Below are 26,565 nucleotides of genomic sequence, written 5' to 3' on the forward strand. Positions count from 1 at the left end.
GCGGGAATGCCCAGTTTCGTGATTAGCATGCTCAGAAAAATTAACTGACTGTTGCACTTGTTCCTTGAGACCGCCATCCCTGCATGCATGAGGTGTATTAACGTTTGGAGGTTTCCTGTTGCTCACGGCTCTCTTTGAGAATATTAGGTCAGGCACCGAGAAAAGGTAATTTGAGTAAGTATGCATATTGAACGGGCTCAATGCCCCACTTTTAAGGTATGGGTGAATTACTTGAAAAGGTAATTTTGAGTAATATAAAAAGTAATTTATTCGTAAGTTGTTGATTTGTCTGAAGCGTGATCAGCCCGCATGTTACATCGATGAAAAGTAATGTGATTACCTAAAAGTTACTTAGAGATTGCTTTTTCCATATTGACTGCAACCCTTGTCTTTCGTGGCTTATAGCCCCGTTAGAATCTGGAATTACCTAAATTACCTTTTTCCGATGGCTAACCCCAAAAATTGGCTAATGTTCAATTTGGGTAGATTTGCAAGCAATTGCGCATGAACGTGAACGCCAAGGACAACCCATGAGTCATCCTTTTGAACGTGTGAGCCGCATTGATCTCCAATAACCAACCAAACGATTACAGCCTGGCCCGGGGTTTTCAGCATCCCCGACCCGATCTGGCAGCAGCAGGGCGACGGCGAAGTCTTTGTGGGCAGTTGGGCCGACAGCTTTTTTGGTGCCCGGGAGCCGCTGCAGCTGCCAATCGAACTGTTCGACGGCTACCAGGGCAACGAAAGCGCCATGGTCGCCGCCATGCCAGGCATTCGCCCTGGTGCAACCTTTAACCAGGCACAACGCATCGTTTCGGTGTCGCTGGCCGCGAATCAAATGGGTTTGAAGTGGAAGAAGCAATAAAACGCGCTGTAGAACGTCAATTCCCCGAGCTGAGCGGCGGTTACAACCTGCCCAGATTCGCTCTGGTGCAAGGCGTGGCCGATGCCCCGGCCCAGTCCTGCATCTGCGACAACTTCCGGCCCCGGTACGCGGTAGACCTGCAGGTGCTGGCCGAAGACGGCGAACCCGACCGCAACCTGCCGATCCTGGCCGGTGTACCGCTGCCCGTGCCCGTGGGAGGCGATGAGATGGGCTTTTTCGCCTTCCCGGCAGAAGGCACCATGGTCGTGGTCAACTGCGCCTACGGCATGCCGAGCAAGCCGTTCATTCAAACCATCTTGCCTCACGGCCTGAGCCTGCCGAAGGTGCCCAAAGGGGATCAAGTCTGGCAGCACAGCGAAACCGCCCAGCAGCGCGTGGACGCCGACGGTAACTGGTCGCGGCAAACCGATGGCTGCATACAGGATTTTTCAGCCAACCGCGAAGTCCAGGCCCTGGACAACCAGGAGCACTATCAAAGCCACAGCCAAACCGTGGACGACCACTCAAAAGAGACAGTCGACGGGGTCAAAACCATAGAAGCGCTGGGCGCCGTAAAGCTGCTGTCAGGCGGGTCGATGAGCGTGGCTGCTGTGGATGACTTGCACCAGGCCACGGGCCGCGATCTGAATCTGGTGGTTGGGGATAAGTACAACGCCACCGTGGGTGGCGATATGCAGGAGCGGATCGAGGGCCTGCGCAAAAGCGTGGCTGGGGATGGCCAGCGGCTGGTCGCGCCAAAAAACTGGATCGGCTCTGAGAGCGTTAACCTGTTTCAGGTGGTGTGTGATTTGCTCGACCTGGTGCAGGAAATGAACAAAGATATCGCGTTACACGTTCATGCTCAGGGGCCAGTAACGAATACATCTGATAAGTTCGCCCTAAATGCAGTGTTGGCTCTAACAAAAAAAGATGCTTTGAGCGCTATCACCGAAAGCTAAATTTAGGATTGTACGGGGAGGCAATTAGCTTATATTCTTTTTCGCACAATTTGTATTCTATACATTCAGCATGGGTGTATTTTTCAGAGTTTATAATTCCGAAAATTTTCTCCTTGTTGTTTTTTGTCATGTTGCATCCAAGTATCACGGATTTGACTGCGGAGCTAGGGAAATCAAGTAGGTATGACTCTCCTGGGTCGTTGGAACGAGGCCACAGCATTCTCCACTCTTCTTCAGGCGCCCATATAAGTCCTTTTGTTAATAAGAGCTCACTTGCGTGAGTGTTGGATAAAACAATGCTTGGTCGTGCCTGCTGATAAATAACCTCTCGTAAATGCCCAAATTCGTCATTGTCAGATCTTTTCTGATTGAAAAAACAAGATTCCTCATCAAATTCAATAACAAATCCTTGATGTGATTCGGCGTAATGAGACCACATTAGGAGGTTGTCGGGTTGTTTTGTCAGGCACAGAATGCCTGTGTTGTTAGCTAATGCACTTAAGGCAGAATTGGCCGCCATTGGTGTGAGGGCTGCCATTCTTTTGCTGGCCTCGTTTACTACTTCGTACGAGTCGTACATTTTTTCAAACTTCTTGAAGCTGAAAGCTTTTCTTTGCGCTCTAGGAAGTTCTTTGTAAGCCTTCGCTAAGGCTACACTACTTTTCTCAGTATGCATCTCCTCTAAATACTCAGTTGTGCATATTGCTTTCACATAAGGCTTTAGTTCGAACGGATCATTAAATTTGTGCGCGGTTGAAAAGCAAAGCTTGTTGTTTTCTAGTGTGTCGACTCGTTTTGGTGGGAAGTATTTATAGATCGACATTTATCACCTATCTGTCAGTTGAGTAAGCTATCTAGGTTCGTGAGTTGCGAGGTCTACTTTTGAAAATATTACAAGCTCAGTTCGACATGATCTTGACTCCCGAAATGAGCAGCTACATCCCTAACAGGGAGGAGGGGGCTGGCATAAGCTACAACCTCTGCAGAATGCAGAGTAAATGTCTCACACACATAATCCAACGTTTCTGAAAAGGTAGAGACCTGCGAGAAACTAGCGGGCACGTCTGGAACAGTAACCCCACAATCAGACTCGGCGTTTTATGCCGCATAACTAGAAATTTCATTAACTTGTTCTTCCTTGAAAGTCCGAGATGAAAGGTTAGCGCCTTCCCGGTGATAAAAATACCTCCACAGAACAAAAAAGCTAGCGAAAAAGCACTTATCCCCCTCCCGCCGACGGGCCTTGTGTCTTTTTTTTTGCAAATGTGGATGTAGTGCAAACGAACCTGTAGCCCAGGCGGGCAGTGGGGCTCTGTAGGTGATCGGCAGTTGCACAGAATGTAAAGTTTTGAAGGGATGTGCAGCGCGGTTGCACAGCGGTGCTCAGAACAGCCGCGGAAGGCGAAGCGGCGAAGTGCCCGGATTCATTGGGTGTGTAATTCTAAAACCCGGTTTTCGGTGTGTTTTCAAAAATGAGCACGAACTTTTTCCGTTGATTACGGGCAAGGGCATGCGGCAGTTAAACGCTCAACAAGCTAAGGGTGGCAAGGTTTGCTGAGTATTTGAAAATGTCACAGGGCTGAGCACTGATGGACGATCAGTTTTCACCTAAAGTAAACGGTTTAGCTTCGCGGGCCTATCTTTATTGATATTTGTTCTTAAGGGTGGGATGTTCGGAGTGTTGTTGGGTTGGCTGTTTAAGAATAAAGTTGAATGATAAACCCGGCATAGATGCCGGATTTAACAAGTTGTTTATCGTTAATGAAGGTGGTGTGATGCGAAAAATATTTTATAGTATTGTTGGTTGTATAGGGTAGGTGTTATCTAATAGGTCTCGGGATAAGTTTCTCATCCTTGACGTATTTAACCGGAGGGCGAACTGGAACTGGCGGTGGCTTGGGTTTTTGCCCTGAGCTGCCACTACTGTTTTTTTCATTTGTCATGATCAAACTTTATCCTTAATTCGCTAAAATCTTCTAGCATTATCCGGACAGATGGTCGCTCAGGTCGCTCAGGTTTCATTTGAACCGGTGCGGGAGCTTTTTCTGGTGGGACGTTTTGAGGCTCTTGGTTCTTATCGTCATTTCTGTTTGTCATCAAGATCACTTTTAGTTCGTCGATTACTTTTGTAAGCGAACCTAGCCCTTGATCTAGGTTGATCAGCTGATCGCCTACATATTTATCAATCACTTGATAATTTTTTCTCGGTGATGACACGTCCATGTCAAAACCTATAAACATTATAGCGCTGACTCCTAAAGGCACAAGTGAGAGTAGTAGCAGTTTAAAAGAATTGTGTACCATTCTTGAACGGCTAAAATTTACTTGAGCGTTGTGTGTCGCGCAGTCTTCAAATACGTCACAAAGATATGAGTTAAGCTCGGCGTCTATATCGATTTTTTGGTCGCCATTTTCCGGATCGCCATGTTCCGGTTCGGCTAAAAATTTATCTATATCTAAGTTGTATTGAACTAGTGCGTTATAATAGCCCTTGATTTCTGAGGCTGATGGCGTCTGTTTGAAAGTGTTACCCCAGAAAGCTCTTACTGCGAAATAACTGGAGGCGCCGAGAAGTACCAAGAATACAAGTGTTGTGGATAGTGTGGCTATAGCGATCGTTTGGTTTGAGCTAAAATCTAACATCCTTAATATGTAGCTTGAGACAGCGATTAATGCGAGGGTTAAAGTGAAGACAATCTGCACTCGAATAGTTATTTTTTCTTTTGTCTCATTTTCGAGTAAGTACATCTTTTCGAATACAATTAAAAAGTCATTATTTTGCATCGGATTTCTCTGTGTTAAATAGTCACTCTGTTAATCGCTGTCGTATGGGGAAGCCAAGCCGCACCACACAAAAAAATACGAATCGGCTACATTATGGCGCGCTTGGACGCTAAATCATAGCTTGTACTGCTGCATTCGCTCTTGGCTGAATCGTTCCACTACCTGCTTGTCGTCCGAGAACCAGTGGGTTCGACTTCCAACGTATTTGACTTTTGCGTAGGTGGAAGGGAAAAGGCTGTTTGTGGCGACTTTTTAAGAAAAATGAGCTGGAGTCACTAGTTTACTTTGTTGTATTTTAATATAGTGCTTGTGAAATAACATACTTATTAAGGAAGAATGTATGACAGGAATGACTGATCCAACTGTTGGTATGAACAGCCTTCAGCGTGCCATTGGTAAGAATGAAGTTGCGTTACAGAAATGTGATATTTACCCTGACTTGCAGATGTTAGTTGATCATCCGGCTCCTGGTGAAGTAAGGGTTACTTATGTTCAGGTCATCCATGGGCGAGTGAGAGGTTACGTTGTTTTTATCAAGGCTCAGCCATTTGAAGGCTTGCCTTGTTTCTCAATTGGGTATGCAGTGCCTGAAAAATTTCGCAGAAATGGAATAGGTGCGCAGATCGTTGAAAAGAGCATCCAAGAGATGAAGAATGGGATGGCTCGTAATGGGTTAAAAAGGTTCTATGTTGAAGCAATTGTAGATAGTGAAAATATCGCTTCTCAGAAGCTTGCGAGCAAAGCTATCTCTGCGCAAGCGGATAGAGATGTTGTTGAGAAAGTGTCAGGTAAGGCAGCGGTGGCATACATGCGGTTGGTTGAGTAAAGAGTTAGCATCGTTCAGTCAGTAGTTTTCGAAATTCCTATGGAGCTGAATTCTAATTCCGTCAGGAAAGTATAGAAGGCTCTTGTTTAACTGGACCAGTCACTCCTATCAATCTGTGGTGAAAATAGTCCTTTGGAAAAGGTCAGTTAAGGTTGGCATTCAAAGTGGCTATTTTTCGCCACCCTCTGAAAAACGGAGGGATAAATGCTCTGTAGCCCTTGTGCTGCGCGACTTTCATGCATAGCGACGAAAAGGTCAGGAAGACTATTTAGAAAGGTATTTAAATACAAACCCCATATAAATCAGTAGGTTGGCGAGGTTAGTAAAATAGTAGTCCTGATACCCCCATAAATAGCTGGGGTGGTCTGGAAAATAGGGTTGATAAAAGCTCTGAAAGCCTTTGTCTCTGTGGGTTAGAGAGTAGGTTAGTAAAAAATACCTTTAATAGTCACTTTAAATCTCAACCGGAGAATTCATTCCGGCCGGTGGGAAAGCTCTGTCTGACGTGCTCGACTCTACAGCCCCGACCATACCGCTTGAGGGTGCATGGGATGGGATAGATGCATTGGGTAGATGTATTGGGTCGATATTGTTTACTGCATTGGATGTGCTGTGAGCGACGAGAAGGCTCAAGACCGGGGCTTAAAGGGGAGGAAAGTGAAGGTTGGCTGGTACGAAAATGGGACAGAGAAAAATTAAGCAGGGCGTAAACCCTTGTTTTAAAGGGGCTGGCGGCTCAGTCCGTATCATCCATCATCGGTGCAACAGAAAACCTCCTAACTACCGAATCTGGTGTCTTGGCTAGGTTTTCTGTGGGTTTGGTGAGCATTGAGGTAACTCTCTTCTACATCTGTTTAACACCTTTTTTGCCTGATTTTGATAGGTTCTTGCTGAAATTCAGCAAAACCAATCAGGGGTTCAGCAAAAAATGGGCTCTAAAACCGTTCGTAAGCGCAAGGACGGCTCTGTCGTATATAACGCGCAGGTCCGGATCATGCACAAAGGTGTCACAGTTTATCAGGAAAGCCAGACGTTCGACCGTAAGGCAACCGCTCAGGCCTGGATCAAGCGTGTCGAAACTGAAATGGCCGTCCCCGGGGTCATTGAGAAAGCCAACAGGTCCGGTATCACGGTCAAGGCGATGATCCAAAAGCTCGTCGAGTACGCAGATGTCCGTATTAGAAATGACGGTATTCAGGCGCAGACGGTGGGCAATGATCTGGCCCATATAGGTGCGGTGCTTGCTGTGGCTCGGCCCGCCTGGGGTTACGACATTGACCCTATGGCCATGTCGGATGCTCGCAAGGTGTTGCGCAAGATGCGCGCAGTCACCCGTAGCAAGGAAAGGGTTCGGCGCCCGACCCTTGAGGAGCTGAACAAGCTGTTTGAGTACTTCAGTCAGAGACTAGGTTTAGGTACGAACAATAAAGATCGCCCCAGAAGGAAAGTGGCGCTCAAAACTTGTTCTGTCAGGGGGTGTATTGGATGTTTTCCAGGCATCCACAAATTGAACATAGGGCTTGTTATTAGCATCCAGCAACACGGCGGCATTAAAGTCATGGCCACTTTCACCGATTAACGGAACCCTGTAGTTCTGCGCGCCGACAATACAGGACTTGCTACCGTCTACATCGTACCTTCTAAGCACTTCGTGACTCACTTCATCAAGCGAGTACAGATTGTGCGAGGCATTGAGCACTTTTCCGAAAATAACCTGCTCTACGACGTCGGAATCCATGCCCACAAGAGGCGATGTTGTGTTCTCAGCACACAGAAGCATGGCGCCTTTCTCGATATTGTAATGAACACAGGCTGCCAACAGCGAACAATTGGCCGAGTAATGCAGTGTTGTACAGTTTACAAAATCAGTAATCTGTTTCAGATCACTGAGGTTCAGCTGCTTCGGCAATGCCTGCGCGCGCGGCTCAATATGCAGGGCCTGCTTGATTCTTTTGACATCGTGAGCATCATTGTCTTCAACCGTTCTTTCTACAAATCCGGATAGCCTGTTAGGGTAACCGCCTTGCACAATACTGCAGAATATAATCATGTAGGTATCCGCCTCAATAAGGCTCAGCACCAGGACACCTGAGTTCATCACACCTGAAAACCCTTCGATACACGTTAACGTAACCAGACGTTAAATCATCAGCAGCCATACTGTTCACACACCCCTAGCCAAATCGGCACAGTGCGTTATTGACGGCCCTCATGATGACACGCCCATGCACATCGGCAGTTTCATGCCAATGCGCAACGCCGTGCCATCAATAAAACCCCTGGCTGGCTGCGTACCCATATCGCCCGCACCGTAGGGCGTCAGGAACGCATCGCAGTACGGGCCGCGTGCCAACGCCTGTTTGTGCGCAAACCCGAGCGAGCCTAAGGTGTTCACTTGTTGGGCGAAGGAGGATGACTGACCGGGAAAAGTACTTATGATGTTCTTGCTGCTCTTTAAAGGGTCGGTGTTGCCTATAGAGTGGCAAGTGCTACAGATAGGGCTGGGGTAAATGCCTTGATGGGAGTATCGGTGGTTTCTATACGACTCCTGGCAATGCCTGCCTTTCAGGCCTGGGGGGGAAGTCGCCGCGCTGGATTTGCTTCCCAACCGTCGCTCTGAGCCTCAGGAGGACGAGCAAGATGACGGGGGAAGAAAAGTTTCGGAGCTAATTGTCAGATATGTCTGACTTGCAGTCGTGATACGGAGTGGTAGGTTCAGCGTTTTATGCCCCGGAGCATGACAGTGCGCCCCAATTACAAGAAAGTACTGGTAGCAGTGGCGGCCATTCTGGACATCGTGATGCTAATTGCATTGTTCAGTTATTGCCGTTTTGGCACCAACTCCCGCTTGGCCTTTGGCATCATGGATAATTGCGAAGCTACTGTCTTGAAGCTGGTTAAAACGCCGCAAGATATGGAGCTGCTCAGGGTCCAGATTTTCCCTGATGGCCTGCAAGCCTTGCCCGTTGCGTACACCAACCCTCTGCGCGCTGGTACTCGTTACAAGATCTTGGTCGAGCGTGAGCTGGGCAAGTTCATCTATCCCGCTATCAAGTTTTCCTTCAGAGTGCCCGATGCCATGGGTGCCCCTGGGAATGAACAGGTGACCTGCCAATACGGTGGGGTTCAATACAAGGATGGTAGGGTGTTGAGCATGCGCCTGATGTACGTCGACGTGGGGCCAGTCTCAATCAAAAATCCGTTTTTGTACAAGGAGGACGGCTTTCACGGTTGGATCAAGCAAGATCTTGAGGAATGGGTCGAGCTGGACGAAATGACCCCGAGCATCCACTGGATTCACTTTCTGGATTGGCGAGCCAAGGTGCTGGAGATTGAGGAAGGCCGGTCTCATTTTTGTTCAGGTGAGTCGGGGTGATCAAAATGCTTTTAGATCATGATCTTTAGCTCGGGGTACCTCTACGCACATACCAAATATAGCGGGTCATGGGGGGAGAGTCTGGGGCTCCAGGAAGACCCCATTTTATATGTGTCTCACCAGGAATGTAATACCCACTCACAGGGTGCGAGTTGGCTGCAATATTGTAAGGTACGCGACCATCTGGAAGAAAATCTATTAGTAAAATAGTTTGTACAGTGTCTGGAGTGATATCAAGCAAATGGCCTTTAGGGCATTCCCATACAGCGTGATGCTGAGCTTGATATATTCCCCCGCTAAAAAAAATAGCCCATCCGAATATGATTTTCCCGCCACTTTCACTGACTTTTTGTGCGCAGTTATGCCAGCAGTTTAGTTCTGGGTAACCGTCGACCAAGTACTTCTTGACGCGAGTGAGTCGCCCATCAAGCGGATGTTTTATTTCAACCATCTGATGCTTTGTGTGTACTTCTGATAATCTGACCGCCTCACAAAAATTCTTTAAGCTATGGGGTTGCTTCATGAGTTATGTTCATCTGGATTGCTCGAAAGGTATGGTAGAATAGCAAGCTTTTTTGGAGCTTGATACTGTAGCTGTTGGGAGCTGGGGGGGTAACAGTATTCTTGGGGAAAAGAGCGAAGTGAAGGTTGTAACTCCTTTTGTTTGCTAGCCGAACCACATCATATGTCTAATGCCCGAGCGATACCGTCGCAGTTTGCATGCACAGTAATCCGCCGCTCAGTAAGCCTGTGGCTGCGCGCGTAGGCGCATGGGCAAAGTGTCAGTTGGTAACCTGACTTCACGCTGGACGTATTCGCGGTCGGTAATACACATCTTGAGGGTGGGTTTGATGACGTGAGTGAACTCGGGCCGCTAAACCCGCTCGCTGATTTTGTAACGACGGCAAAAGTACAACTGCGCTCGAGTTAAACCGCCCCCTGGTGGGGGGGCGCTTTAACCATTACCCTCTGCTGGTTATTTCTGAGGCCAGAACCAACCGCTCGAGCCCGATACCGAACCCTGCGCCTTCTCGATAGGCACCGCCGCCAACAATTTGTTGTTGTGCGCCTAATGCAGGGCAGCGAACCTCGAAGCCATTCCCTTCAAGGTAATAACTCAGTCCGCGCTTAACTGCGATACTGAGTTCATATTCCAGTCCCAGTGAATCAAGAAAACCCGTGCAAATGGCTTGGCTACGCAGCAAAGCCTGTTCTGGTGTGGGGCCAAGAATTTCGAGCCCCAGTTGTGTGAATTCGCGATAGCGACCCGCTTGGGGGCGCTCGTACCGGTAGCATCGAGCAATATAGAAGAACATCGCTTCTTCTCGTGCCCCCAGAAGGATAGTGTTGCGCTCCTGAAAAAGGGCGGTTGCCTCCGGGATAAGGCAACAAGGACGTTGGGCCTTGTCATTGAAGGCCCACATTTGTCCGATAATTTCACTCCCTCCAGCCTTTTCAATAAAGGTGTCCTGGCCCCATAACGCAGGAACTATGGCCTCTTCAGCCCCGGCATCGATGAAGATAGCTCCGGAAACGGCCTTCTATCTCTCGCATTGTTGCAGCTTCTTGCCCAGTCACAATTCGTGTTCCGCGCAGCATGGTCATTTTCAATATCTCCAATTTACAGGCAATAAAAAAGGCGCCATTGGCGCCTTGGTTTGGTTCACTGAAAGGTCAGAGTCTGTATTTAGAAATCTGATCAATCGATGAGCGTATGCAACCGCGGCACCCTGAGCGAGGTCCGTGATGATGATGGCGATTGTTTGGAATAAATTGAGTCATGGCCAATCCTTGCATATAAGCAGGTGCGGCTACAAGTGTGCGCAACTGTTGACTCGCTTGCGGGCCAGGCAATATAAGAAATCCTTGCTGTGCGGAGCTTTTATCATGGGGAACGATTATTGCTAGAAAGGCTGAAGAGGGAAGGGAAAGGGCAGGGCCCGGATTGGGTTGCCCCGTAATGGTGCAATAGTTAATCAGGAGTCCCGAATGTTCGGGCCTAAGCCGTTGACCAACTTGGAACAGTTTAAATGGAGTTGTCGTTTGAAAAATCTGGTCATTCGTCATGCTGAACTCACTGATGCGACGCAGCTCTGCAACGCGGAGCGTGAAACTGCCAAAACCCCCGGTTTGCTTGTTTCGCGGCCGAGTGAATTCAACACTGCAGCCTTTGAGCGAAAAATTCTTGCGCTGAAGGACGATGGCCTTTACCTGGTTGCTGAATGGAATGACCAGATAGTCGGGCACGCACTGCTTGAACCAATGGGGCTTGAGGCCCTTGAGCACGTTATGAGCCTGACTATCGTTGTGCATCCCGACTATGTGGGGCAGGGTATCGGCCACGTGTTAATGACGCGCTTGTTGCAGTGGGCCGGGGATCGCCCGGGGTTGGTGAAAGTCGAACTGCGTGTGCGTGAGGTCAATCGCCGTGCGAGGCACCTTTATCTTAAGTTCGGCTTTGTGGAGGAAGGTCGTCTCCAAAAGCGTATCCGCCTGCCCGATGGCAATCTGATCGCGGATATCACCATGGCCTGGTTTACACCGGATCACAGATCAGGCAGTAATGCCGGGTGAAACATGGGAGGCCTGATTGCCCGCCGATCTGAGCCGCCGTCTATAGTCATAGGGTCACCCTTATTGCGAGTCCACGGTCATGTCCACTCATCGCTCACTGATTACAGCCATCACGTGTCTTGCGCTTGTTTGTGGACCGGTCACGGCCTCGGCCGATCCGGGTAACGGTAAAGGCAATGACAAGGGCGGCCAGTACTATGACCAGGATCATGGCAAGCAAGGTGGTCATGGCAATAAAGGCAAAAAGTCAGGCGGTGACGATTGGGCACATGGCCCGAGTATCAATCGCGCGGCCACCCTTGAAATCATTCAGGGGCATCGGGATTACTGGAGCCGCAGCCAGGCGCTGCCGCCCGGCATCCAGAAGAATCTGGCGCGGGGCAAGCCGCTGCCGCCGGGTATTGCCAAAAAGCTGGATGGCCGACTGGCCAGCAGGTTGCCTCACTATGAAGGGTACGAATGGCAGCAGGTGGGTACCGAGTTGATTCTGGTCTCCATTGCCACCGGACTGGTTTATGAAATTCTCAATGGTGCCTTCAATTGAGGTGACGCCGTTGTGCAGGACAGCACCTGACACACAGGGCCATTACCGTGCCAAGGCCGGGGAAAAGCCCGGCCAGCCGGGACAATGTGCCAGTGCTCATCACTAAGTGGCTGTTTTTGAATAAAATTATTTAAAAAAAGCTTCCCAAGTCCTGAGAGTGCGGGTATATTTGCGCTCGTTCTCACAGCGAACCCTTACAGGTTCACAGCGATTGGCAACATTCGCAGGCTGCAAGAACGTTAAATGAATGCCAGGCATTCATCGCAACAACTACAGGGGCGTCGCCAAGCGGTAAGGCAGCAGGTTTTGATCCTGCCATGCGTTGGTTCAAATCCAGCCGCCCCTGCCATTTTTCAGATCTTGTTCCGCATCGGGCAAGACTCTTCAAGCACAGCGTCAAGGCCGTCCGGTCTGACGCAATCCAGCTAGTAACTCATACCCCCGTTCATATCAAAGTCTTTTGCATGCCACACCGGTTTGTGGCCGATCAGTCCTGTCCGATCCTGCAGGTCAACCCATTGCCTGTGAAACCAGTGCGAACTGATGAACACCTCCAATGGATTGCGGGGGCGTGCCTAGGGCCATTTGCGTCACCCGGTCTACGGGCTCCAGGCCGACCCGCGTCAACCATTCACTCAGACCGCTGCTCTGTGGCACATCGATACGGACAAACTGGCCAGGAATCCGGGCGAGCAGGGTGGCGATCAGATGTCTGGCTTGCCTGGGACTTTGTGCAATGACCGGACCAATGCAATGACCACGCCCGGCACGGCGCAACAGGGCAAAAGCCTGTAACTGTGCGTCGCACTCGATACCTGCCGAGTGCTCGATCGTGCCGTGCAACTGTGCGAAAACTGCACTGCGGTCCAGCCCGCTGCCAGCGTTGGCCAGTGCCAGTTGCCGAGCCTGATCCTGTGCGTTGAGGCTGCGGCCATGCTCGCCTGCGGCCAACGGTTCAAGTGCCACGCTTTGCGCCGGGCCCTGGCGCTGCTCGATGGTGCCGAATTCGATAAAACCCTGGCTCAGATACAGCGGTGCACCTGCAGCCGAAGCATTGAGGATCGCAGTGGCTGGCTTACAGGCCTCGAGCGCCAATTCCATTAATTGGCGGCCAATCCCTTGGCCCTGGTAATCGGGGCTGACTACCACCAGGCCAATGGTTGCGAACGCACCTTGAGGGCAGGCGAACGCCGTGCCGATCAAGCGCTCACCGTCACAGACCACCAAACCTTTGAATAGCCGATGCAACAGCTCCCAGTCTTCCAGGCGATGGGGCCAGTTCAGTTGCGCGGACAGCCCGTGGGCGGCGGGTAAATCGGAGCGGGTCATGGCGCGGTAGACACGGGCAACCTGTTGCAGCGCGGACATGGTTACTCTCCTTGAATCGAACATGTGCGCATCATCTACCGGTATTGCCAGGGTGTTTTCAACCCCCGGGTGCGACTTCATGCCTGGCCGACATGATGCTCGCCACCTGACGTGGCTGGCAGTTGACATAGGCCGAAGATTGCAGCCATTGCTGGTCCGGGTACCAGGCAAACATGAACTGGCCATTTTTGAGTTTATCAACGACCTGACGCGCCACTTGCGGGCGGACCGCCGGGCAGCCAAGGCTGCGGCCTATGCGGCCCTGGGTCTTGCTCCACCGCGGGCTCACGTAATTGGCTGGATGGATCACGATCGCCCGCTCACGGGCCTGGTCATTGATACCCGGCTCAAGGCCGTCCATGCGCAATGAGTAACCGTGGCTGCCTACATAGCTTTCCTGGGTGCTGAACAGCCCGAGGCTGGACTGGTTGCTGCCTTCGGTATTGGAGAAACTGGTGGCGAAGTTTTCGCCGGATTCTTTGCCGTGGGCCACCAGATCGCGCAGAACCAATGTCTTGCGGTTCAGGTCAAAGATCCAGAGACGGCGAGCAGTCGAAGGTTGCGAGAAGTCGATTACCGCCAGATGTCGGGCCTGCTTGGCGCCGTTGTTGACCGCGCACTGCATGGCGCTCAGGGCACTTTTCAGGGCCTGCGGGTTGAGTTCCGGAGCGGCATGGCTGAGCTTGTTGAGCAAGAGCGGATTAGCAGCGTAGGCAGTATTGCAGGTTGCGCTTAAGGCGATGGCTGCAAAGCAAAAACGGCGTAAAAAGTTGAGCATGATTAGCGTGTTCTCGATGTGGTCAGACCAGTAATGCTGCGCCGATAACTTGGCGCTTGTGTTTTAACTGCTAGCCTGTGGGTTTGCCGTGACCGCTGATTGAGCTGAAGTTAAAAGATGACGGCCCTTAATTGGAGTAAAGCAGTTGTTCAAAAAACGCGCATTTTACTTGAGCATTGCCTTACTGACTGTGCCACTGGTCGCTGTAGCCGATCCTCTGCAGTCAGGCACCGCAAGCCCGGTGCAGCAGGCGCTCAGCCAGCTGCCGCAAGCCTGCCCGGGGCTGGCGCCACGGGTCAATGAGCCGATGCTGCGAATGCTGCAAGGGTTATATCAAGGGCAAAATGACCAGCCCCTGTGGTCGGTCAATGGCCGTTTGAGCGCCCTGCAAGGGGCGCTGGCGCAGTTGGCGGATGACGGTCTGGACCCCGGCAACTACAAGTTGCCTGCAGCGGGGGATCTGTGTGCTGATATCGGGATCAGCCAGCAGTATCTGCAAGCCTTGCAGGATCTGCACTATGGTCGCCTGCAGCAGTCGCGGTTCGAGCCGGTATGGCATGCCAGTGAGGTGACACAAGACCGCCAGGCCCGCATTCTGGCCCTTGCCGGCCCTGGTCTGGCGGACTTGCCCCGGGCCTTTGAACAGGCACGGCCGCAAAACGAGCTGTATCAAAACCTGCGCCGGGTCTATGCCCGTCAGCGCCAACAACCTTTGCCACAATGGCAACCGCTGGCAAGCGGCCCGTTGCTGCGTCCGGGGGCTGAGGATGCGCGAGTGCCCGAACTGGTCCGGCGGCTGGTCAGCGAAGGCTACCTCAGCCACATGCCAGCGACTGTAGGTCACCACTACAGCAATGAGCTGGTGGCGGCGGTGAAGAGCTTTCAGCTTGACCATTCGTTGCAGGCCGACGGCGTAATCGGTGCGGGTACCCTTAAAGAACTCAACATCAGCCCCCAGGCGCGGCGTGAACAGCTGCGCATCAACCTGGAGCGTTTTCGCTGGATCGCCCAGGATCTGGAGCCCGATATCCTGTTGGTCAATGTGCCCGCAGCGCAGCTGACCGTGTACCGCAACGGTGTACCGGTGTGGCAGACCCGCACCCAGGTTGGCCGTGCGGAGCGCCAGACGCCGTTGCTCAAGTCCCGGGTCAACCGCCTTACGCTCAACCCGACCTGGACCATTCCGCCGACCATCTTTCGCGAAGACAAACTGCCGCAGATTCGCCGCGATCCGACTTTCCTGAGCCGTCAGGACCTGCAGATCGTGGACAGCAACGGCCAGCCGCTGGCGGCCCAGGACATTGACTGGGACCGTCCGGGCAATATCCTGCTGCGCCAGGGTGCGGGGCCGAGAAACCCGTTGGGCCGAATTGCCATCCGCTTCCCCAATCCGTTCTCGGTGTACCTGCACGACACGCCTAGCCAGGCCTTGTTCAGCAAGGGGCCACGGGCTTTCAGTTCCGGTTGCGTGCGGGTTGAAGCGGTGTTCCAGCTGCGTGACTTGCTGGTGACACCTGCGGAAAAAGTGCGTACCGAAGAGTTGTTGAGTACCGGCCTGACCAACGAATTCAGGCTGTCCAACCCGACACCCATTCTAATGACCTACTGGACGGCCCAGGCAAGCAAGGACGGCAAGGTGACCTATGCGCCGGATATCTACAATCATGACCCGGCCTTGATTGCGGCACTGGCTGGCAAAAAATAATAGGGTTGTACGCGCTTAGCGTAGTCGCTGAGGAGCGAAGCGAGGCTGCGATCGGCTGCGAAGCAGTCGCAAAACCGAGGGCCGTACCTGAACTCACGAGCGCTTCGCGCTCGATCGCAGCCTCGCTTCGCTCCTCAGCGACTACATAGTCCCGGGTAACTTGCCTCACCCGCAGGAGAGCCCCTAGTATCCAGCTCCCGATTGTCGACCCTGAGAGCCCTCATGAGCTGCTGGCCCGATTCGCGCTTCACCGATCTGCTGGGCATTGCCCATCCCCTGATCCAGGCACCGATGCTGGGCGCTGGCGCCGATATCATGATCGGCGTCGCAAAGGCCGGAGGGCTGGGTTCCCTGGCCTGTGCCACGTTGAGTCTGGAGGCGATCCGCAACGAGGTGGCAGCCTTTCGTGCTGCCTGCGACCAGCCACTTAACCTGAACTTTTTCTGCCACCAGCCACCGGAGTACGACGAGGCTGCCATCGAGCAGTGGAAATCGCTGTTCAAGCCCTATTACAGTGAACTCGGTGCCGACTATGACGCGCCGACCCCGGTATCCAGCCGCGCGCCATTCGATGAAGCCACCTGCGCCCTCGTCGAGGAACTGCGCCCCGAAGTGGTGAGTTTTCACTTTGCCCTGCCGGCACCGGAGTTCGTGGCCAGGGTCAAGGCCAGCGGGGCCAAGGTGCTCAGTTCAGCCACGACGGTTGACGAGGCGCAATGGCTGGAGGAGCACGGCTGTGACGCAATTATCGCCATGGGCTACGAAGCGGGCGGGCATCGGGCGATGTTCCTGCACCGTGAACTGACCACGCAAATCGGCACCTTCGCCCTGGTGCCGCAGATCGTCGATGCCGTGTCGGTGCCGGTGATCGCCGCAGGCGGTATCGCCGATGCGCGAGGGATTGCGGCGGCGTTTGCCCTGGGCGCCAGTGCGGTGCAAATCGGCACCGCGTACCTGTTTTGCCCCGAGGCAAAACTGGCCAAGGCTCATCACCGTGCGTTGCGCGAGGCGAGTGCCAGTGACACCGCGCTGACCAACCTGTTTACCGGGCGGCCAGCACGCGGCATCGTCAATCGGGTGATGCGCGAACTGGGCCCGATCAATCCCCAGTCGCCAGCCTTTCCGTTGGCCGGGGGCGTGCTGTTGCCGCTCAAGGCCAAATCTGCCGCTGACAGCGGCGACTTTATCAACCTCTGGGCAGGTCAGGCTTTCCCCCTGAGCCCCGGGCGCACCGCCGAACTGTCGTCCTTTGAGCTGACACGCCAGTTTGTCGAGGACTATATCGCCCGTTCTGCATGCATGTAGCGGTTTTGCCCGGCATGGCTGGCGGTGCGAATCAGTAGCATGATTGCACCTGCCACCGGCAGGCTTACCAGCAGTAATGCATAGCGCAGCGATTCAATACCGAACGCCGGCTGCAGGGCATCGCTGAGCAAACCGGCCAGCAACGGCCCCAGGCCAATCCCCAGCAGGGTCGAAATAATGGTCTGCAAGGCCATCGCCGTACCCCGGCGGTTGGCCGGAACCAGTTGTGTGATCAGATTGAACGACGGCGCCACCCACCACACCGAAAAAAAGCTGTAGAGCGCGCACAACAGCATCGCACTGGGCACCGGCACGCTGCCCACATGCAGCCACACCGTGTTTGGCCATAGCAGGTAAGCGAACAGCGCACTGAGTGCCGTCACATGCCCGATCACCGGAATACCCACTTGCCAGTGCGGGTTGCGCCGGGTCAGGTGGTCACTTAGCCAGCCGCTGAACAACGCGCCGATCCCGGCAAAGCCGCCACAGATAAAACCCGCCAGCAGCCCTGCATGTTGCAGTGACAAGCCGTGGGAGCGCACCAGAAAACTGGTGTTCCACATGCCGATCGCATACGAGCCCAAGGTCGTCAAGCCGCCAGCCATCACCAGGCAGCGGTAGGCGGGCAGGGCCCAGAGTTTGCGTGCTTCAATGCCCATGCTTTGCAGGGGGTGGGCCGCATGGGCGCTGGCCAGGTCCCAGCGGCCACGCGCCGGGTCCTTCACCACAAAGGCCAGCAGCGTGGAAAACATCAGCGCCGGCATGCCGATCGCGATAAACGCGGTGCGCCAGCCATACTGCTCGACCACCCAGGCGCCCAGGCTCAGACCGATCACTGCAGAGAAGGTCGGTGCCGCAGTGAAGCAACTGATGGCAAACGAACGGCGATGGGGCGGGTACAGGTCGGCAATGATCGACATCGATGTCGAGGTGGTCGGCGACTCGCTCACCGCCACGGCCATGCGTGCCAGGGCGAGCATCCAGAAGCTCACTGCCAGCCCGCACAGCATGGTTGCCACGGCCCACAGCAAACAGGCGATCGCCAGCAAGCGGGTGCGCACCATACGGTCGGCCAGGCGCCCGGCAGGCAAGGCCAGCAGGGCGAATACTGCGGCAAAGGCCAGACCGGAAATCAGCCCCATCGCCGTGTCACTGACGCCGAATTCGGCTTTGATCGGCTCAATCATCACCGCCAGAATCTGGCGCCCGACAAAGTTGTCGGCAAACACTGCTGCCAGCAATAACAGCAAGGCATGGCTGCGCCAGCCGACGTGAGCGTTGGACATGGTAGATTTCCTGTCAGATAAAAACGCCGAAGGCGCTGACCCGGTCAGCGCCTTCGGCAAGGTGCGATGCCTCAGGCCCGCTGGCGCGCCAGGGTCATGGCGGTGTCTTCGATCATGTCTTCCTGGCCGCCAACCATGCCGCGGCGCCCCATCTCCACCAGTATTTCCCGTGCCGGCACGCCGTACTTTTTCTCGGCGCGCTTGGCAAACAGCAGGAACGAGCCATACACCCCGGCATACCCCATGGTCAGGGCATCGCGGTCGCTGCGGATCGGGAAGTCCATGATCGGCACCACCAGATCCTCGGCCACGTCCTGAATGCCGAACACACTGACCCCGGTTTCAATACCCATGCGGTCACACACCGCCACCAGGATTTCCATGGGTGTATTGCCCGCACCGGCACCCAGCCCGGCCGCGGCGGCGTCGATACGCGTGGCACCGGCTTCGATGGCCGCGATGGAGTTGGACACGCCCATCGACAGATTGTGATGGCCGTGAAAGCCGATCTCGGTATCCGGATTCAGGGCTGCACGCAGGGCCGCAACCCGTGCCTTGATATCGTGGGGCAGCATGTAGCCGGCCGAATCGGTGAGGTACACGCAGTTGGCACCGAAGCTCTCCATCAATTTGCCTTGCTTGACCAGCCCCTCGGGGCTGTTCATATGGGCCATCATCAGAAAACCCACAGTGTCCATGCCCAGCTTGCGGGCATAGGAAATATGCTGCTCCGACACGTCCGCCTCGGTGCAGTGGGTCGCCACGCGGATGGTGTTAACCCCTAGCTCATAGGCCATTTGCAGATGGTCAACTGTGCCGATACCGGGCAGCAGCAGGGCCGATACCCTGGCCTGTTTCATCATCGGGATCACGGCCGACAGGTACTGCTCATCGGTGTGCGCCGGGAAGCCGTAGTTCACCGAACTGCCGCCCAGGCCGTCGCCATGGGTGACCTCAATCAGCGGCACGCCGGCTGCGTCCAGGCCGCAGGCGATGTCTTTCATCTGCTGCAGGCTGATCTGGTGACGCTTGGGGTGCATGCCGTCGCGCAGGCACATGTCATGCACGGTAATTTTTTTGCCGCGAAGATCCATGATCGGCTCCTTAAGCGATGGCAGGTTGTGGGGCTGATGCCTTGAGTTGCAGCTCGCCCTTGAGGATTTCCTCGGCGAACATTTCAGCGGTGCGTGCGGCCGCGGCGGTCATGATGTCCAGGTTGCCGGCGTATTTGGGCAGGTAGTCGCCCAGGCCTTCAACCTCCATGAAAATCGATACCCGGTTGCCGTCGAACACCGGGCCGTTGACCAGCTTGTAGCCCGGCACATACTGCTGCACCTGCTCGATCATGGTGGAGATGGCGAGGCTGATCGCGGCTTGATCCGGTTCGGTTTCAGTCAGGCAATGCACGGTATCGCGCATGATCAGCGGTGGCTCAGCCGGGTTGACGATAATGATTGCCTTGCCCTTTTTCGCGCCGCCTACCTGTTCGATGGCACTGGCCGTGGTGCGGGTGAATTCGTCGATATTCTTGCGCGTGCCCGGGCCCACCGATTTGGACGCGGCGGTAGCGACGATTTCGGCGTAAGCCACCGGCTGTACGCTGGACACGGCCGCCACCAGCGGAATGGTCGCCTGACCGCCGCAGGTGACCATATTGACGTTCATGGCGCCGCGCTTGAGGTTGGCCTTGAGGTTGACCGGCGGTACGCAATACGGGCCGATGGCGGCAGGCGTCAGGTCGATCATCAGCACGCCCAGCTCATTCAGTTTGCGGCTGTTTTCAGCATGCACATAAGCTGAAGTGGCGTCGAAGGCGATCTGGATATTGTCAGCCAGCACGTGCGGCAACAGGCCGTCGACCCCGTCACTGGTGGTCTTCAGGCCCATTTCGCGGGCGCGGCTCAGGCCTTCGGAGGTGGCGTCGATGCCCACCATCCACACGGGCTCGAGCACCTCGCTGCGCAGTAGCTTGTAAAGCAGATCGGTGCCGATATTGCCCGGCCCGATCAGGGCACATTTGATCTTTTTGCTCATGGGGAAAGTCTCGAACAGGGGTTAGGGCACAAAGCGCAGGCGGGCAGAGCCCAGGCCGCTGAGGGTCAGGCTGACCTCGTCGCCGGGTTGTACCGGTACCAGCGGCGCGAGTGCGCCGGAAAGAATGATTTCGCCCTTGCGAAACGGGATGTCGAACTTGCCCAGGGTATTGGCCAGCCAGGCCACGGCCTCGCAGGGGTGGCCCTGGACTGCCGAGCCGAAGCCGTGACCGGAGGGCTGACCGTTTTTGCGCAAGTGCAGCTCGACCTTGGCCAGGTCCAGTTCGCGTGGGTTGATGCGTTGTTCACCCAGGGCGAACACGCCGCAGGAAGCGTTGTCGGCCACGGTGTCCTGAATGCGGATTTTCCAGTCGGCAATGCGCGAGTCGACAATCTCGAAGCACGGCACCACCCATTGGCTGGCCGCCATCACATCTTCGGCGGTGATGCCGGGGCCGTGCAGGTCTTCGCCAAGGATAAAGGCGATTTCGCCTTCAGCCCGTGGCTGCACCAACTGGTGGGCGGCGAAGCTGACGTCGCTGTTGTCGGCGACTTGCATGCGGTCAGTCAAAAAACCGAAGTCAGGCTGGTGTACATCGAGCATTTCCTGCACGGCGCGGCTGGTAACGCCGATTTTTTTGCCGACCACTTGCTCGCCCAAGGCCTGGCGGCGTTGCAAAAAGCGCAGGGAAATCCGGTAGGCGGTGTCCAGCGTCAAGTCCGGGTAGCGGGCGGTCAATGGCTGCAGGCTGCGGCGTTCACGCAGGGCGTGAAACAGCTCGTCGCCCAGGGCTTCAATCAACTGTGTGTCCATAAATTGGCTCTCGGGAGGCTATGCAGAAAATCCTCTTGTGGGAGCGAGCCTGCTCGCGAAACTTCTTCGCGAGCAGGCTCGCTCCCACGGTTTGATGGTGGCTCAACCCGGCCAGACGCTCGATTCGGCGCCGCCGTCCACTTCCAGGATCTTGCCGGTGACCCAACGTGAAGCGGGGCTGGCCAGGTACAGTGCCGCCGCGGCGATGTCTTCAACTTCGCCCAGGCTTTGCAGCGGCGTGGCCTTGATCATGCCGTCGCGCATGGCCACCGGGAGTACGCCATTGAGGGCGGCAGTCAGCACCGGGCCAGGGGCAATGCCGTTGACCCGTACCTGCGGCGCAAAGTCCTGGGCCAGCAGGCGGGTCATATGGCTCAACGCGGCCTTAGCGGTGCCGTAGGCGCTGAATTGGGTTTGCGCATAACGCGCCGCGCCCGAGGTGATATTGAGGATGTTGCCGCTGCCGGCTTCACGCATATGCGGTACGCACAGCTGGCTCAGGTGATAGGCCGAAGACACGTTGAAACGCATGATTTCTTCAAAACGCTCAACGCTCAGGGTCAGCGGATCGTTGGGCCCGGCGCCGCCGGCATTGTTGACCAGGTGGGTGATGCGGCCCATCTGCTCGCGGGCCTGGGTCACCAGCGCGTTGCGCTGTTCGCTGTCATTGACGTCACAGCTCAGGGCCAGGGCCCGGCGGCCCAGGCTGCGTACTTCTTCGGCCACGGCTTCAACGTCGCTCAGGGTGCGGGCGGCCAGGACCACATCGGCGCCCGCCTCGGCGTAGGCCAGGGCGATGCCGCGACCGATGCCGCGGCCGCCGCCGGTGATCACCGCCACGCTACCGTTGAGGTTGAAGCGCTGAATAATGTTCATAGAGAATCCTTTTCCTTTTTAGGTAGAAAACTAGCGGGGCGCCCACAAGTCGGGCAAGCCGGGATCACTGGCTGCGATCAGGCGCTTGAGCAGCACTTTGAGCGCCTGGGCATCGCCCGGAGCGAGTCGCGCCGACACGTTTTCTTCCACTGCCTTGGCCAGCGCCACCTGTTGCAGCGAGGCCTCGCGGCCGGTGGCGGTCAGCACATAACGCGGTGCCTGCTGGCTGCCTTCAAGGGCGACCAGGTTCTGCTTTTCCAGAAAACGCATGCTTGCCACGCTCACCACATGCCCGGTGTAGCTGACAAAATGGTTGATTTCATCCAGGGTCAGGTTGTCGCGAATGCACAGTACCGACAGGATGAAAAACGCATGTTCGTCCAGTTGCTGATTGCTCAGCAGGCGATGCAGGGCGTCGAGCAGCTGGTAATGGGCGCGGCCCAGCAAGTAACCGAGCAGGTCTTCGGTGTAACTGCATTCCGGCGGTGGCGGGGTGGTTGCCAGGCGCAACTCGCTGCGCGGCTTGCGGGTTGCCAACGCATATTGGCCACTTTGAAAGGCCAGCGGTGCCCGGTCACTGTGATCGAAGGCGAGGACTTCCCCGACAAAGATCACATGGTCGCCACCTTCATACTGAAAGGCGGTGCGGCACTGGAACCTGGCGGTGCAGTCCTGCAGCAATGGCGCGGGACTGATGCCGTTATCGAGCTCGATTTCAGCAAACTTGTTCTCGCCCTGCATCGCAAAGCGGCCGGACAGAGGTTCCTGCTCGGTCGACAGCACATGCACGTTCCAGTGCGAACCGGCACTGAATACCGGCAGGCTGCGGGCGGACTTGGCCAGGCTCCACAGCACCAGCGGCGGGTTGAGCGATACCGAGTTGAAACTGTTGGCCGTAATGCCGATGGGCGAGCCATCTTCAGCCTGGGTGGTGATGATCGTCACCCCGGTGGTGAAGGTGCCCAGCGCGGTACGGAATGCCTGCGGGTCAAAACTGCTTTGCACTGCCATGACGAACCTCATGGATTGAATTTTCGTGCTGGCAGTATTCCCCTGGCTCACGGGGGGTACATCGTCTTAATGGACTAACGGATATGGCCGATTATCGTCCGATCGGACGAGGCATTGCGGGGCCTAGTTCGCTAGCGTCGGTTGATCGAACCGGTGTATCAGAGGACTTATCCATGACGTTCAGCAGCACTGCTCCAGAACAGCTGACCAGCCTGTTGGCGGCGCAGAAAGAAGCCTTTGTCGACGCAGGCCACGTCAGTGCCGAGCAACGCCGGGAGCGTATCCAGCGGGTGATAGAGCTGCTGGTGCGTTACCAGCAGCCACTGGTCGAAGCGATAGACGCCGACTTTGGCGGCAGGCCCCAAGGTTTTTCCTTGATGAATGACGTGCTGGGCTCGCTGGCCTCGCTCAAATATGCCCGCGACCATCTTGAGCACTGGGTTGCAGACGAGCCGCGCCAAGTATTTGCACCCTATGACCAGTTGGGCGCCAAGGCCTGGGTGATGCACCAGCCCAAGGGCAGCATCGGCATTCTCGGCACCTGGAATGCGCCGTTGTTCACCTTGCTCAGCCCTTTGGCCTGCGTGCTGGCGGCAGGCAACCGAGCGATTCTCAAACCTTCGGAAGTGGTGCCGCGTACGGCACAGGTACTGGCTGGGGCGTTTGCCGAGCTGTTCGACCCCCTGGAAGTTGCCGTGGTGACCGGCGATGCAGAACTGGCGCAAGTGTTCACTGCACAACCCTTCGATCATCTGGTATTTACCGGCAGCACCGCAGTAGCGCGTTCAGTGATGCGTAATGCGGCGCAAAACCTGGTGCCGCTGACCCTGGAACTGGGCGGCAAGTCGCCGGTGATCATTTCCCGTAGTGCCGACCTGGCCAAGGCGGCCTTCAGTATTGCGGTGGCCAAGGCCAACAACGGCGGGCAAATCTGCATCAACCCGGACGTGGTGTATGTGCCTCGGGAACAGATGGAAGACCTGATTGGCCTGCTGGGTGCTGCCTACACTGAGTTGCTGCCCGCCACCGACGCCAACCCGGACGTGGTCGCGGTGGTCAACGCCCGCCACCTGCACCGTATCGAAGGGTATGTGCAGGATGCCCGCGAACGCGGTGCGCGCACAGAGTGCTTCCCACAAGCCCTTGAGGTCGACGCAGTGACTCGCCGGCGGCCGTTGCAAGTGGTGATCAACCCGCCGCGCGACAGCCAGATCATGCAAGAAGAAATTTTTGGCCCAGCGCTGGTGCTGTTGCCCTATGAGCAGCTTGATCGCGCCCTCGCCGATATCCACTCGCGCGAGCGCCCGCTGGCGCTGTACTACTTCGGGCAAAGTGAAGAAGAGCAGCGCCATGTGCTGCAGCACACGATTTCCGGTGGTGTCAGCATCAACGACGTGATGATGCACGCGGCCTTGCACGACGCACCGTTTGGTGGGGTTGGGGCTTCGGGCATGGGCCACTACCACGGTCGCGAAGGCTTCCTGGAGTTCAGCCATATGCGCACCGTGTACAAGGCCCCGGCCCACGACCCGCGCCGCGAGTGGGGCCTGTTGCCGCCTTATGGCGAGCACTTTTTGCCCGCCATGCAGGCGATGGTCACCGCCGACTGAAACCCGAAATGCCCTGTGGGAGCGAGCCTGCTCGCGAAGTCCTTGATGCTATGCATCTCTTCGCGAGCAGGCTCGCTCCCACCAGGGGCGTTGTTCTTTAAATAAAAACAAGATTTGCTCTGGAGATTGACCTTGCCAAACCCTGCCGAAACACCTGAACAATCCTCTGGCTGGCCCCGTCGCCATGTCCTCAAAGCTGGCGCCCTGGCCGTGGGGGCCGGGCTGCTGGGGCGTTTTGCCAATGCCGCTGAAGGCACCGCCATTTCGTCCGCCGAGTACCTGGCAATGGACGCCACTGACATGGCCCGCGCGGTGCAAAAGGGTGAACTCAGCCCGCACACTCTGCTGGCAGCGGCCATGGCCCGTTGTGATGCCGTCAACCCCAAGGTCAATGCCGTCAATATGCGTCACGACGACTACGCCCAGGCATTGCTCAAGGCCCGCAGCGCCAGTGGCGCTTCCACCACCGGTGCGCTTGCCGGGGTGCCGATCCTGATCAAGGACCTCAACACCTACCTAGAAGGTACCCGCACCACCAATGGCAGCCGGTTGTACAAGGACGCGCCGCCAGCGCCTCACACCAGTACCCTGATTGCCCGTTACCAGGCGGCCGGGGCTGTGCCGTTTGGCAAGACAACCTGCCCGGAATTCGGCCTGACCACCACCACCGAATCCCTGCTGTGGGGCCAGACCCGCAACCCCTGGAACCTGGCCAAAAGCGCCGGTGGCTCGTCCGGCGGAGCGGCTTCGGCGGTAGCCGCAGGTATTGTGCCGGTGGCCCATGCCACGGACGGCGGCGGCTCGATCCGCATTCCGGCGTCCTATTGCGGGCTGGTCGGGCTCAAGCCCACGCGTTACCGCACGCCTAGCGGCCCGGGCAAGTACGAGGGCTGGTTCGGAGCCAGCGTGGGCAACGTGGTGTCGCGCAATATGCGCGATATGGCGCTGTTTATGGACGTGGGGCAGGGGCATGAGGCGGGCAGTCCTTATTGGGCCAAACCCCTGGTACGTCCTTATGTTGAAGAGCTGCGCGCCGCGCCGGGCCGTTTGCGTATCGGTGTGGTGCGTGATTCGCTGACCGGCTCGCCCCTGGACCCGGCGGTGGCCCGGGTACTGGACGACACAGCCAGGCGTCTGGCAGCGCAGGGCCATGAGGTCGAAGAGCTGCGCCTGAGCATCGACCCGCGGCAGTTGTTTGGAGCACACGGCTCGGTGGTTGGCGATGCCTTGCTGACCATGGTGCACGATCGTGAGCAAGCGCTGGGCCGCAGCGCCACCGCCGACGATTACGAGCGCATCACCCAGGTGGTACTGGGCAATGCCCAAAAAGTCACCGGAGAGGGCCTGTATCGGGCTCGCCAGTCGTTCGAAAGCATTGGCGGCTACATGGAAGACCAATTCCAGAAATTTGATGTGATCCTCTCGCCAGTCACGGCCAACGTCACCCCCGACCTGGGCCTGCTGAGCCTGGATCAGCCGTGGGACAGCTATGCCCACAACGCCATGGGCAGCGCGGCTTTTACCGTACTGGCCAACGTTAGCGGGCAACCGGCGCTGTCGTTGCCGGTGGGTATGAGCGACAACGGCCTGCCCATCGGCATGATGTTCACCGCGCCATTGGGCGGTGAAGACGTGTTGCTGCGTTTGGGCGCGCAGATCGAGCAGGATCGGCCTTTTGCGAAGTTGCCGGTGGTTTAAAAAGCGCCCTCAGCCCAACCCTCTGCCTTAGGGAAAGGGTCGGGCTGAGGGCCAGCCTTCACTCGATATCCCGACTAGTCCGCTTTGACGATGATCCACAACCCCGCTGGCGGGATTATTCGTCACACACCGCCCGCGCATTCGCGCAGCGAG

General features: G+C 55.9%; 22 protein-coding genes, 1 tRNA gene and 2 pseudogenes. 12 read left to right on the forward strand and 13 right to left on the reverse strand.

Going from position 1 to position 26,565, the window contains the following annotated elements; all coding sequences use genetic code 11:
• Nucleotides 1–604 precede the first annotated feature (604 nt).
• Nucleotides 605–865 (forward strand): annotated as a pseudogene (locus tag CJU81_RS09920) (hypothetical protein); the annotation flags it as partial.
• Nucleotides 850–1,824, forward strand: coding sequence for a hypothetical protein (locus CJU81_RS09925; RefSeq protein ID WP_254924846.1), 975 nt, complete (start codon nt 850–852; stop codon nt 1,822–1,824). The pseudogene CJU81_RS09920 and the gene CJU81_RS09925, both read left to right, overlap by 16 nt.
• Here the strand turns inward: CJU81_RS09925 and CJU81_RS09930 are convergent.
• Together CJU81_RS09930 and CJU81_RS09935 are read right to left on the reverse strand one after the other, a co-directional pair.
• Nucleotides 1,811–2,647 carry a DUF2971 domain-containing protein gene (locus CJU81_RS09930; RefSeq protein ID WP_095036435.1) on the reverse strand — a complete coding sequence of 279 codons (837 nt, stop codon included), beginning with the start codon at nt 2,645–2,647 and terminating at the stop codon, nt 1,811–1,813. The two genes, CJU81_RS09925 and CJU81_RS09930, sit on opposite strands and share 14 nt — an antisense overlap.
• A gap of 1,109 nt (nt 2,648–3,756) precedes the next feature.
• The gene (locus CJU81_RS09935) at nt 3,757–4,608 is read right to left on the reverse strand and encodes a hypothetical protein (RefSeq protein WP_095036436.1); all 852 of its coding nucleotides are present in this window, start codon (nt 4,606–4,608) and stop codon (nt 3,757–3,759) included.
• 340 nt (nt 4,609–4,948) lie between these two features.
• Here CJU81_RS09935 and CJU81_RS09940 point away from each other — a divergent pair, with 340 nt between their 5' ends.
• Both CJU81_RS09940 and CJU81_RS24220 read left to right on the forward strand, forming a co-directional pair.
• Nucleotides 4,949–5,434: a GNAT family N-acetyltransferase gene (locus CJU81_RS09940; RefSeq protein WP_095036437.1), complete on the forward strand. Its 486-nt coding sequence runs from the start codon at nt 4,949–4,951 to the stop codon at nt 5,432–5,434.
• A gap of 928 nt (nt 5,435–6,362) precedes the next feature.
• Nucleotides 6,363–6,836: pseudogene (locus CJU81_RS24220) on the forward strand (site-specific integrase); the annotation flags it as partial.
• Nucleotides 6,837–6,845: 9 nt separating this feature from the next.
• On the opposite strand, the gene CJU81_RS23755 reads toward CJU81_RS24220, so the two are convergent.
• On the reverse strand, nt 6,846–7,514 hold the full coding sequence (locus tag CJU81_RS23755; protein ID WP_254924848.1) for a T3SS effector cysteine hydrolase SpvD family protein: 669 nt from the start codon (nt 7,512–7,514) through the stop codon (nt 6,846–6,848).
• 663 nt (nt 7,515–8,177) lie between these two features.
• On the opposite strand from CJU81_RS23755, the gene CJU81_RS09950 reads away from it, so the two are divergent.
• Nucleotides 8,178–8,810 carry a hypothetical protein gene (locus tag CJU81_RS09950; RefSeq protein WP_141232589.1) on the forward strand — a complete coding sequence of 211 codons (633 nt, stop codon included), beginning with the start codon at nt 8,178–8,180 and terminating at the stop codon, nt 8,808–8,810.
• 25 nt (nt 8,811–8,835) lie between these two features.
• Here the strand turns inward: CJU81_RS09950 and CJU81_RS23760 are convergent, their stop codons facing one another.
• Together CJU81_RS23760 and CJU81_RS09955 are read right to left on the reverse strand one after the other, a co-directional pair.
• Nucleotides 8,836–9,333, reverse strand: coding sequence for a hypothetical protein (locus CJU81_RS23760; RefSeq protein WP_141232590.1), 498 nt, complete (start codon nt 9,331–9,333; stop codon nt 8,836–8,838).
• A 439-nt stretch (nt 9,334–9,772) separates the two neighbouring features.
• Nucleotides 9,773–10,333 (reverse strand): ATP phosphoribosyltransferase regulatory subunit, encoded by a 561-nt coding sequence (locus CJU81_RS09955; RefSeq protein ID WP_095036439.1) that lies wholly within the window; start codon nt 10,331–10,333, stop codon nt 9,773–9,775.
• Between the two features lie 466 nt (nt 10,334–10,799).
• On the opposite strand from CJU81_RS09955, the gene CJU81_RS09960 reads away from it, so the two are divergent.
• From CJU81_RS09960 to CJU81_RS09970, 3 genes are all read left to right on the forward strand, one after another.
• On the forward strand, nt 10,800–11,384 hold the full coding sequence (locus CJU81_RS09960) for a GNAT family N-acetyltransferase (protein WP_095036440.1): 585 nt from the start codon (nt 10,800–10,802) through the stop codon (nt 11,382–11,384).
• 79 nt (nt 11,385–11,463) lie between these two features.
• Nucleotides 11,464–11,928 (forward strand): anti-virulence regulator CigR family protein, encoded by a 465-nt coding sequence (locus CJU81_RS09965; RefSeq protein WP_095036441.1) that lies wholly within the window; start codon nt 11,464–11,466, stop codon nt 11,926–11,928.
• A gap of 274 nt (nt 11,929–12,202) precedes the next feature.
• A tRNA-Gln gene (locus tag CJU81_RS09970) sits at nt 12,203–12,277 on the forward strand.
• Between the two features lie 161 nt (nt 12,278–12,438).
• On the opposite strand, the gene CJU81_RS09975 is transcribed toward CJU81_RS09970, so the two are convergent.
• Together CJU81_RS09975 and CJU81_RS09980 are read right to left on the reverse strand one after the other, a co-directional pair.
• A complete protein-coding gene (locus CJU81_RS09975) occupies nt 12,439–13,296 on the reverse strand; it encodes a GNAT family N-acetyltransferase (RefSeq protein ID WP_095036442.1) in 858 nt (285 codons plus the stop codon).
• 58 nt (nt 13,297–13,354) lie between these two features.
• Entirely contained in the window at nt 13,355–14,074 is a 720-nt protein-coding gene (locus CJU81_RS09980; protein ID WP_095036443.1) for a murein L,D-transpeptidase catalytic domain family protein, read from the reverse strand.
• Between the two features lie 145 nt (nt 14,075–14,219).
• Between CJU81_RS09980 and CJU81_RS09985 the strand changes: the two genes are divergently transcribed.
• A complete protein-coding gene (locus CJU81_RS09985) occupies nt 14,220–15,779 on the forward strand; it encodes a L,D-transpeptidase family protein (RefSeq protein ID WP_095036444.1) in 1,560 nt (519 codons plus the stop codon).
• A gap of 222 nt (nt 15,780–16,001) precedes the next feature.
• The gene (locus CJU81_RS09990) at nt 16,002–17,084 is read left to right on the forward strand and encodes an NAD(P)H-dependent flavin oxidoreductase (RefSeq protein ID WP_095036445.1); all 1,083 of its coding nucleotides are present in this window, start codon (nt 16,002–16,004) and stop codon (nt 17,082–17,084) included.
• On the opposite strand, the gene CJU81_RS09995 is transcribed toward CJU81_RS09990, so the two are convergent.
• The 6 genes from CJU81_RS09995 to CJU81_RS10020 all read right to left on the reverse strand — a co-directional run bounded on the left by CJU81_RS09995 (nt 17,057) and on the right by CJU81_RS10020 (nt 23,104).
• Nucleotides 17,057–18,370, reverse strand: a complete 1,314-nt coding sequence (locus tag CJU81_RS09995) for an MFS transporter (RefSeq protein WP_095036446.1) — start codon at nt 18,368–18,370, stop codon at nt 17,057–17,059. The genes CJU81_RS09990 and CJU81_RS09995 overlap by 28 nt on opposite strands.
• A 71-nt stretch (nt 18,371–18,441) precedes the next feature.
• Complete coding sequence (dmpG, locus tag CJU81_RS10000) at nt 18,442–19,464, reverse strand: 4-hydroxy-2-oxovalerate aldolase (RefSeq protein WP_095036447.1); 1,023 nt, start codon at nt 19,462–19,464, stop codon at nt 18,442–18,444.
• Nucleotides 19,465–19,474: 10 nt separating this feature from the next.
• Nucleotides 19,475–20,404, reverse strand: a complete 930-nt coding sequence (locus CJU81_RS10005) for an acetaldehyde dehydrogenase (acetylating) (protein WP_095036448.1) — start codon at nt 20,402–20,404, stop codon at nt 19,475–19,477.
• Nucleotides 20,405–20,425: 21 nt separating this feature from the next.
• Nucleotides 20,426–21,217, reverse strand: a complete 792-nt coding sequence (locus CJU81_RS10010) for a fumarylacetoacetate hydrolase family protein (protein WP_095036449.1) — start codon at nt 21,215–21,217, stop codon at nt 20,426–20,428.
• A gap of 102 nt (nt 21,218–21,319) precedes the next feature.
• Nucleotides 21,320–22,093: a glucose 1-dehydrogenase gene (locus CJU81_RS10015; RefSeq protein ID WP_095036450.1), complete on the reverse strand. Its 774-nt coding sequence runs from the start codon at nt 22,091–22,093 to the stop codon at nt 21,320–21,322.
• 30 nt (nt 22,094–22,123) lie between these two features.
• Nucleotides 22,124–23,104, reverse strand: coding sequence for a flavin reductase family protein (locus CJU81_RS10020; RefSeq protein ID WP_095000070.1), 981 nt, complete (start codon nt 23,102–23,104; stop codon nt 22,124–22,126).
• A 173-nt stretch (nt 23,105–23,277) separates the two neighbouring features.
• On the opposite strand from CJU81_RS10020, the gene CJU81_RS10025 reads away from it, so the two are divergent.
• Nucleotides 23,278–24,714: a coniferyl aldehyde dehydrogenase gene (locus CJU81_RS10025; protein WP_095036451.1), complete on the forward strand. Its 1,437-nt coding sequence runs from the start codon at nt 23,278–23,280 to the stop codon at nt 24,712–24,714.
• 132 nt (nt 24,715–24,846) lie between these two features.
• Complete coding sequence (locus tag CJU81_RS10030; RefSeq protein WP_095036452.1) at nt 24,847–26,412, forward strand: amidase; 1,566 nt, start codon at nt 24,847–24,849, stop codon at nt 26,410–26,412.
• The last annotated feature ends 153 nt before the right edge of the window (nt 26,413–26,565 follow it).

The sequence above is a fragment of the Pseudomonas fragi genome (assembly GCF_002269505.1).
GTDB classification, from domain to species: domain Bacteria; phylum Pseudomonadota; class Gammaproteobacteria; order Pseudomonadales; family Pseudomonadaceae; genus Aquipseudomonas; species Aquipseudomonas fragi_D.

What these genes read in the sequence shown, in the direction of transcription:
- CJU81_RS09930 (WP_095036435.1), bottom strand. Translation starts at nt 2,647, where the DNA reads ATGTCGATCTATAAATACTTCCCACCAAAACGAGTCGACACACTAGAA.
- CJU81_RS09935 (WP_095036436.1), bottom strand. Translation starts at nt 4,608, where the DNA reads ATGCAAAATAATGACTTTTTAATTGTATTCGAAAAGATGTACTTACTC.
- CJU81_RS09940 (WP_095036437.1), top strand. Translation starts at nt 4,949, where the DNA reads ATGACAGGAATGACTGATCCAACTGTTGGTATGAACAGCCTTCAGCGT.
- CJU81_RS23760 (WP_141232590.1), bottom strand. Translation starts at nt 9,333, where the DNA reads ATGAAGCAACCCCATAGCTTAAAGAATTTTTGTGAGGCGGTCAGATTA.
- CJU81_RS09960 (WP_095036440.1), top strand. Translation starts at nt 10,800, where the DNA reads ATGTTCGGGCCTAAGCCGTTGACCAACTTGGAACAGTTTAAATGGAGT.
- CJU81_RS09965 (WP_095036441.1), top strand. Translation starts at nt 11,464, where the DNA reads ATGTCCACTCATCGCTCACTGATTACAGCCATCACGTGTCTTGCGCTT.
- CJU81_RS09975 (WP_095036442.1), bottom strand. Translation starts at nt 13,296, where the DNA reads ATGTCCGCGCTGCAACAGGTTGCCCGTGTCTACCGCGCCATGACCCGC.
- CJU81_RS09980 (WP_095036443.1), bottom strand. Translation starts at nt 14,074, where the DNA reads ATGCTCAACTTTTTACGCCGTTTTTGCTTTGCAGCCATCGCCTTAAGC.
- CJU81_RS09990 (WP_095036445.1), top strand. Translation starts at nt 16,002, where the DNA reads ATGAGCTGCTGGCCCGATTCGCGCTTCACCGATCTGCTGGGCATTGCC.
- CJU81_RS09995 (WP_095036446.1), bottom strand. Translation starts at nt 18,370, where the DNA reads ATGTCCAACGCTCACGTCGGCTGGCGCAGCCATGCCTTGCTGTTATTG.
- dmpG (WP_095036447.1), bottom strand. Translation starts at nt 19,464, where the DNA reads ATGGATCTTCGCGGCAAAAAAATTACCGTGCATGACATGTGCCTGCGC.
- CJU81_RS10005 (WP_095036448.1), bottom strand. Translation starts at nt 20,404, where the DNA reads ATGAGCAAAAAGATCAAATGTGCCCTGATCGGGCCGGGCAATATCGGC.
- CJU81_RS10010 (WP_095036449.1), bottom strand. Translation starts at nt 21,217, where the DNA reads ATGGACACACAGTTGATTGAAGCCCTGGGCGACGAGCTGTTTCACGCC.
- CJU81_RS10015 (WP_095036450.1), bottom strand. Translation starts at nt 22,093, where the DNA reads ATGAACATTATTCAGCGCTTCAACCTCAACGGTAGCGTGGCGGTGATC.
- CJU81_RS10020 (WP_095000070.1), bottom strand. Translation starts at nt 23,104, where the DNA reads ATGGCAGTGCAAAGCAGTTTTGACCCGCAGGCATTCCGTACCGCGCTG.
- CJU81_RS10025 (WP_095036451.1), top strand. Translation starts at nt 23,278, where the DNA reads ATGACGTTCAGCAGCACTGCTCCAGAACAGCTGACCAGCCTGTTGGCG.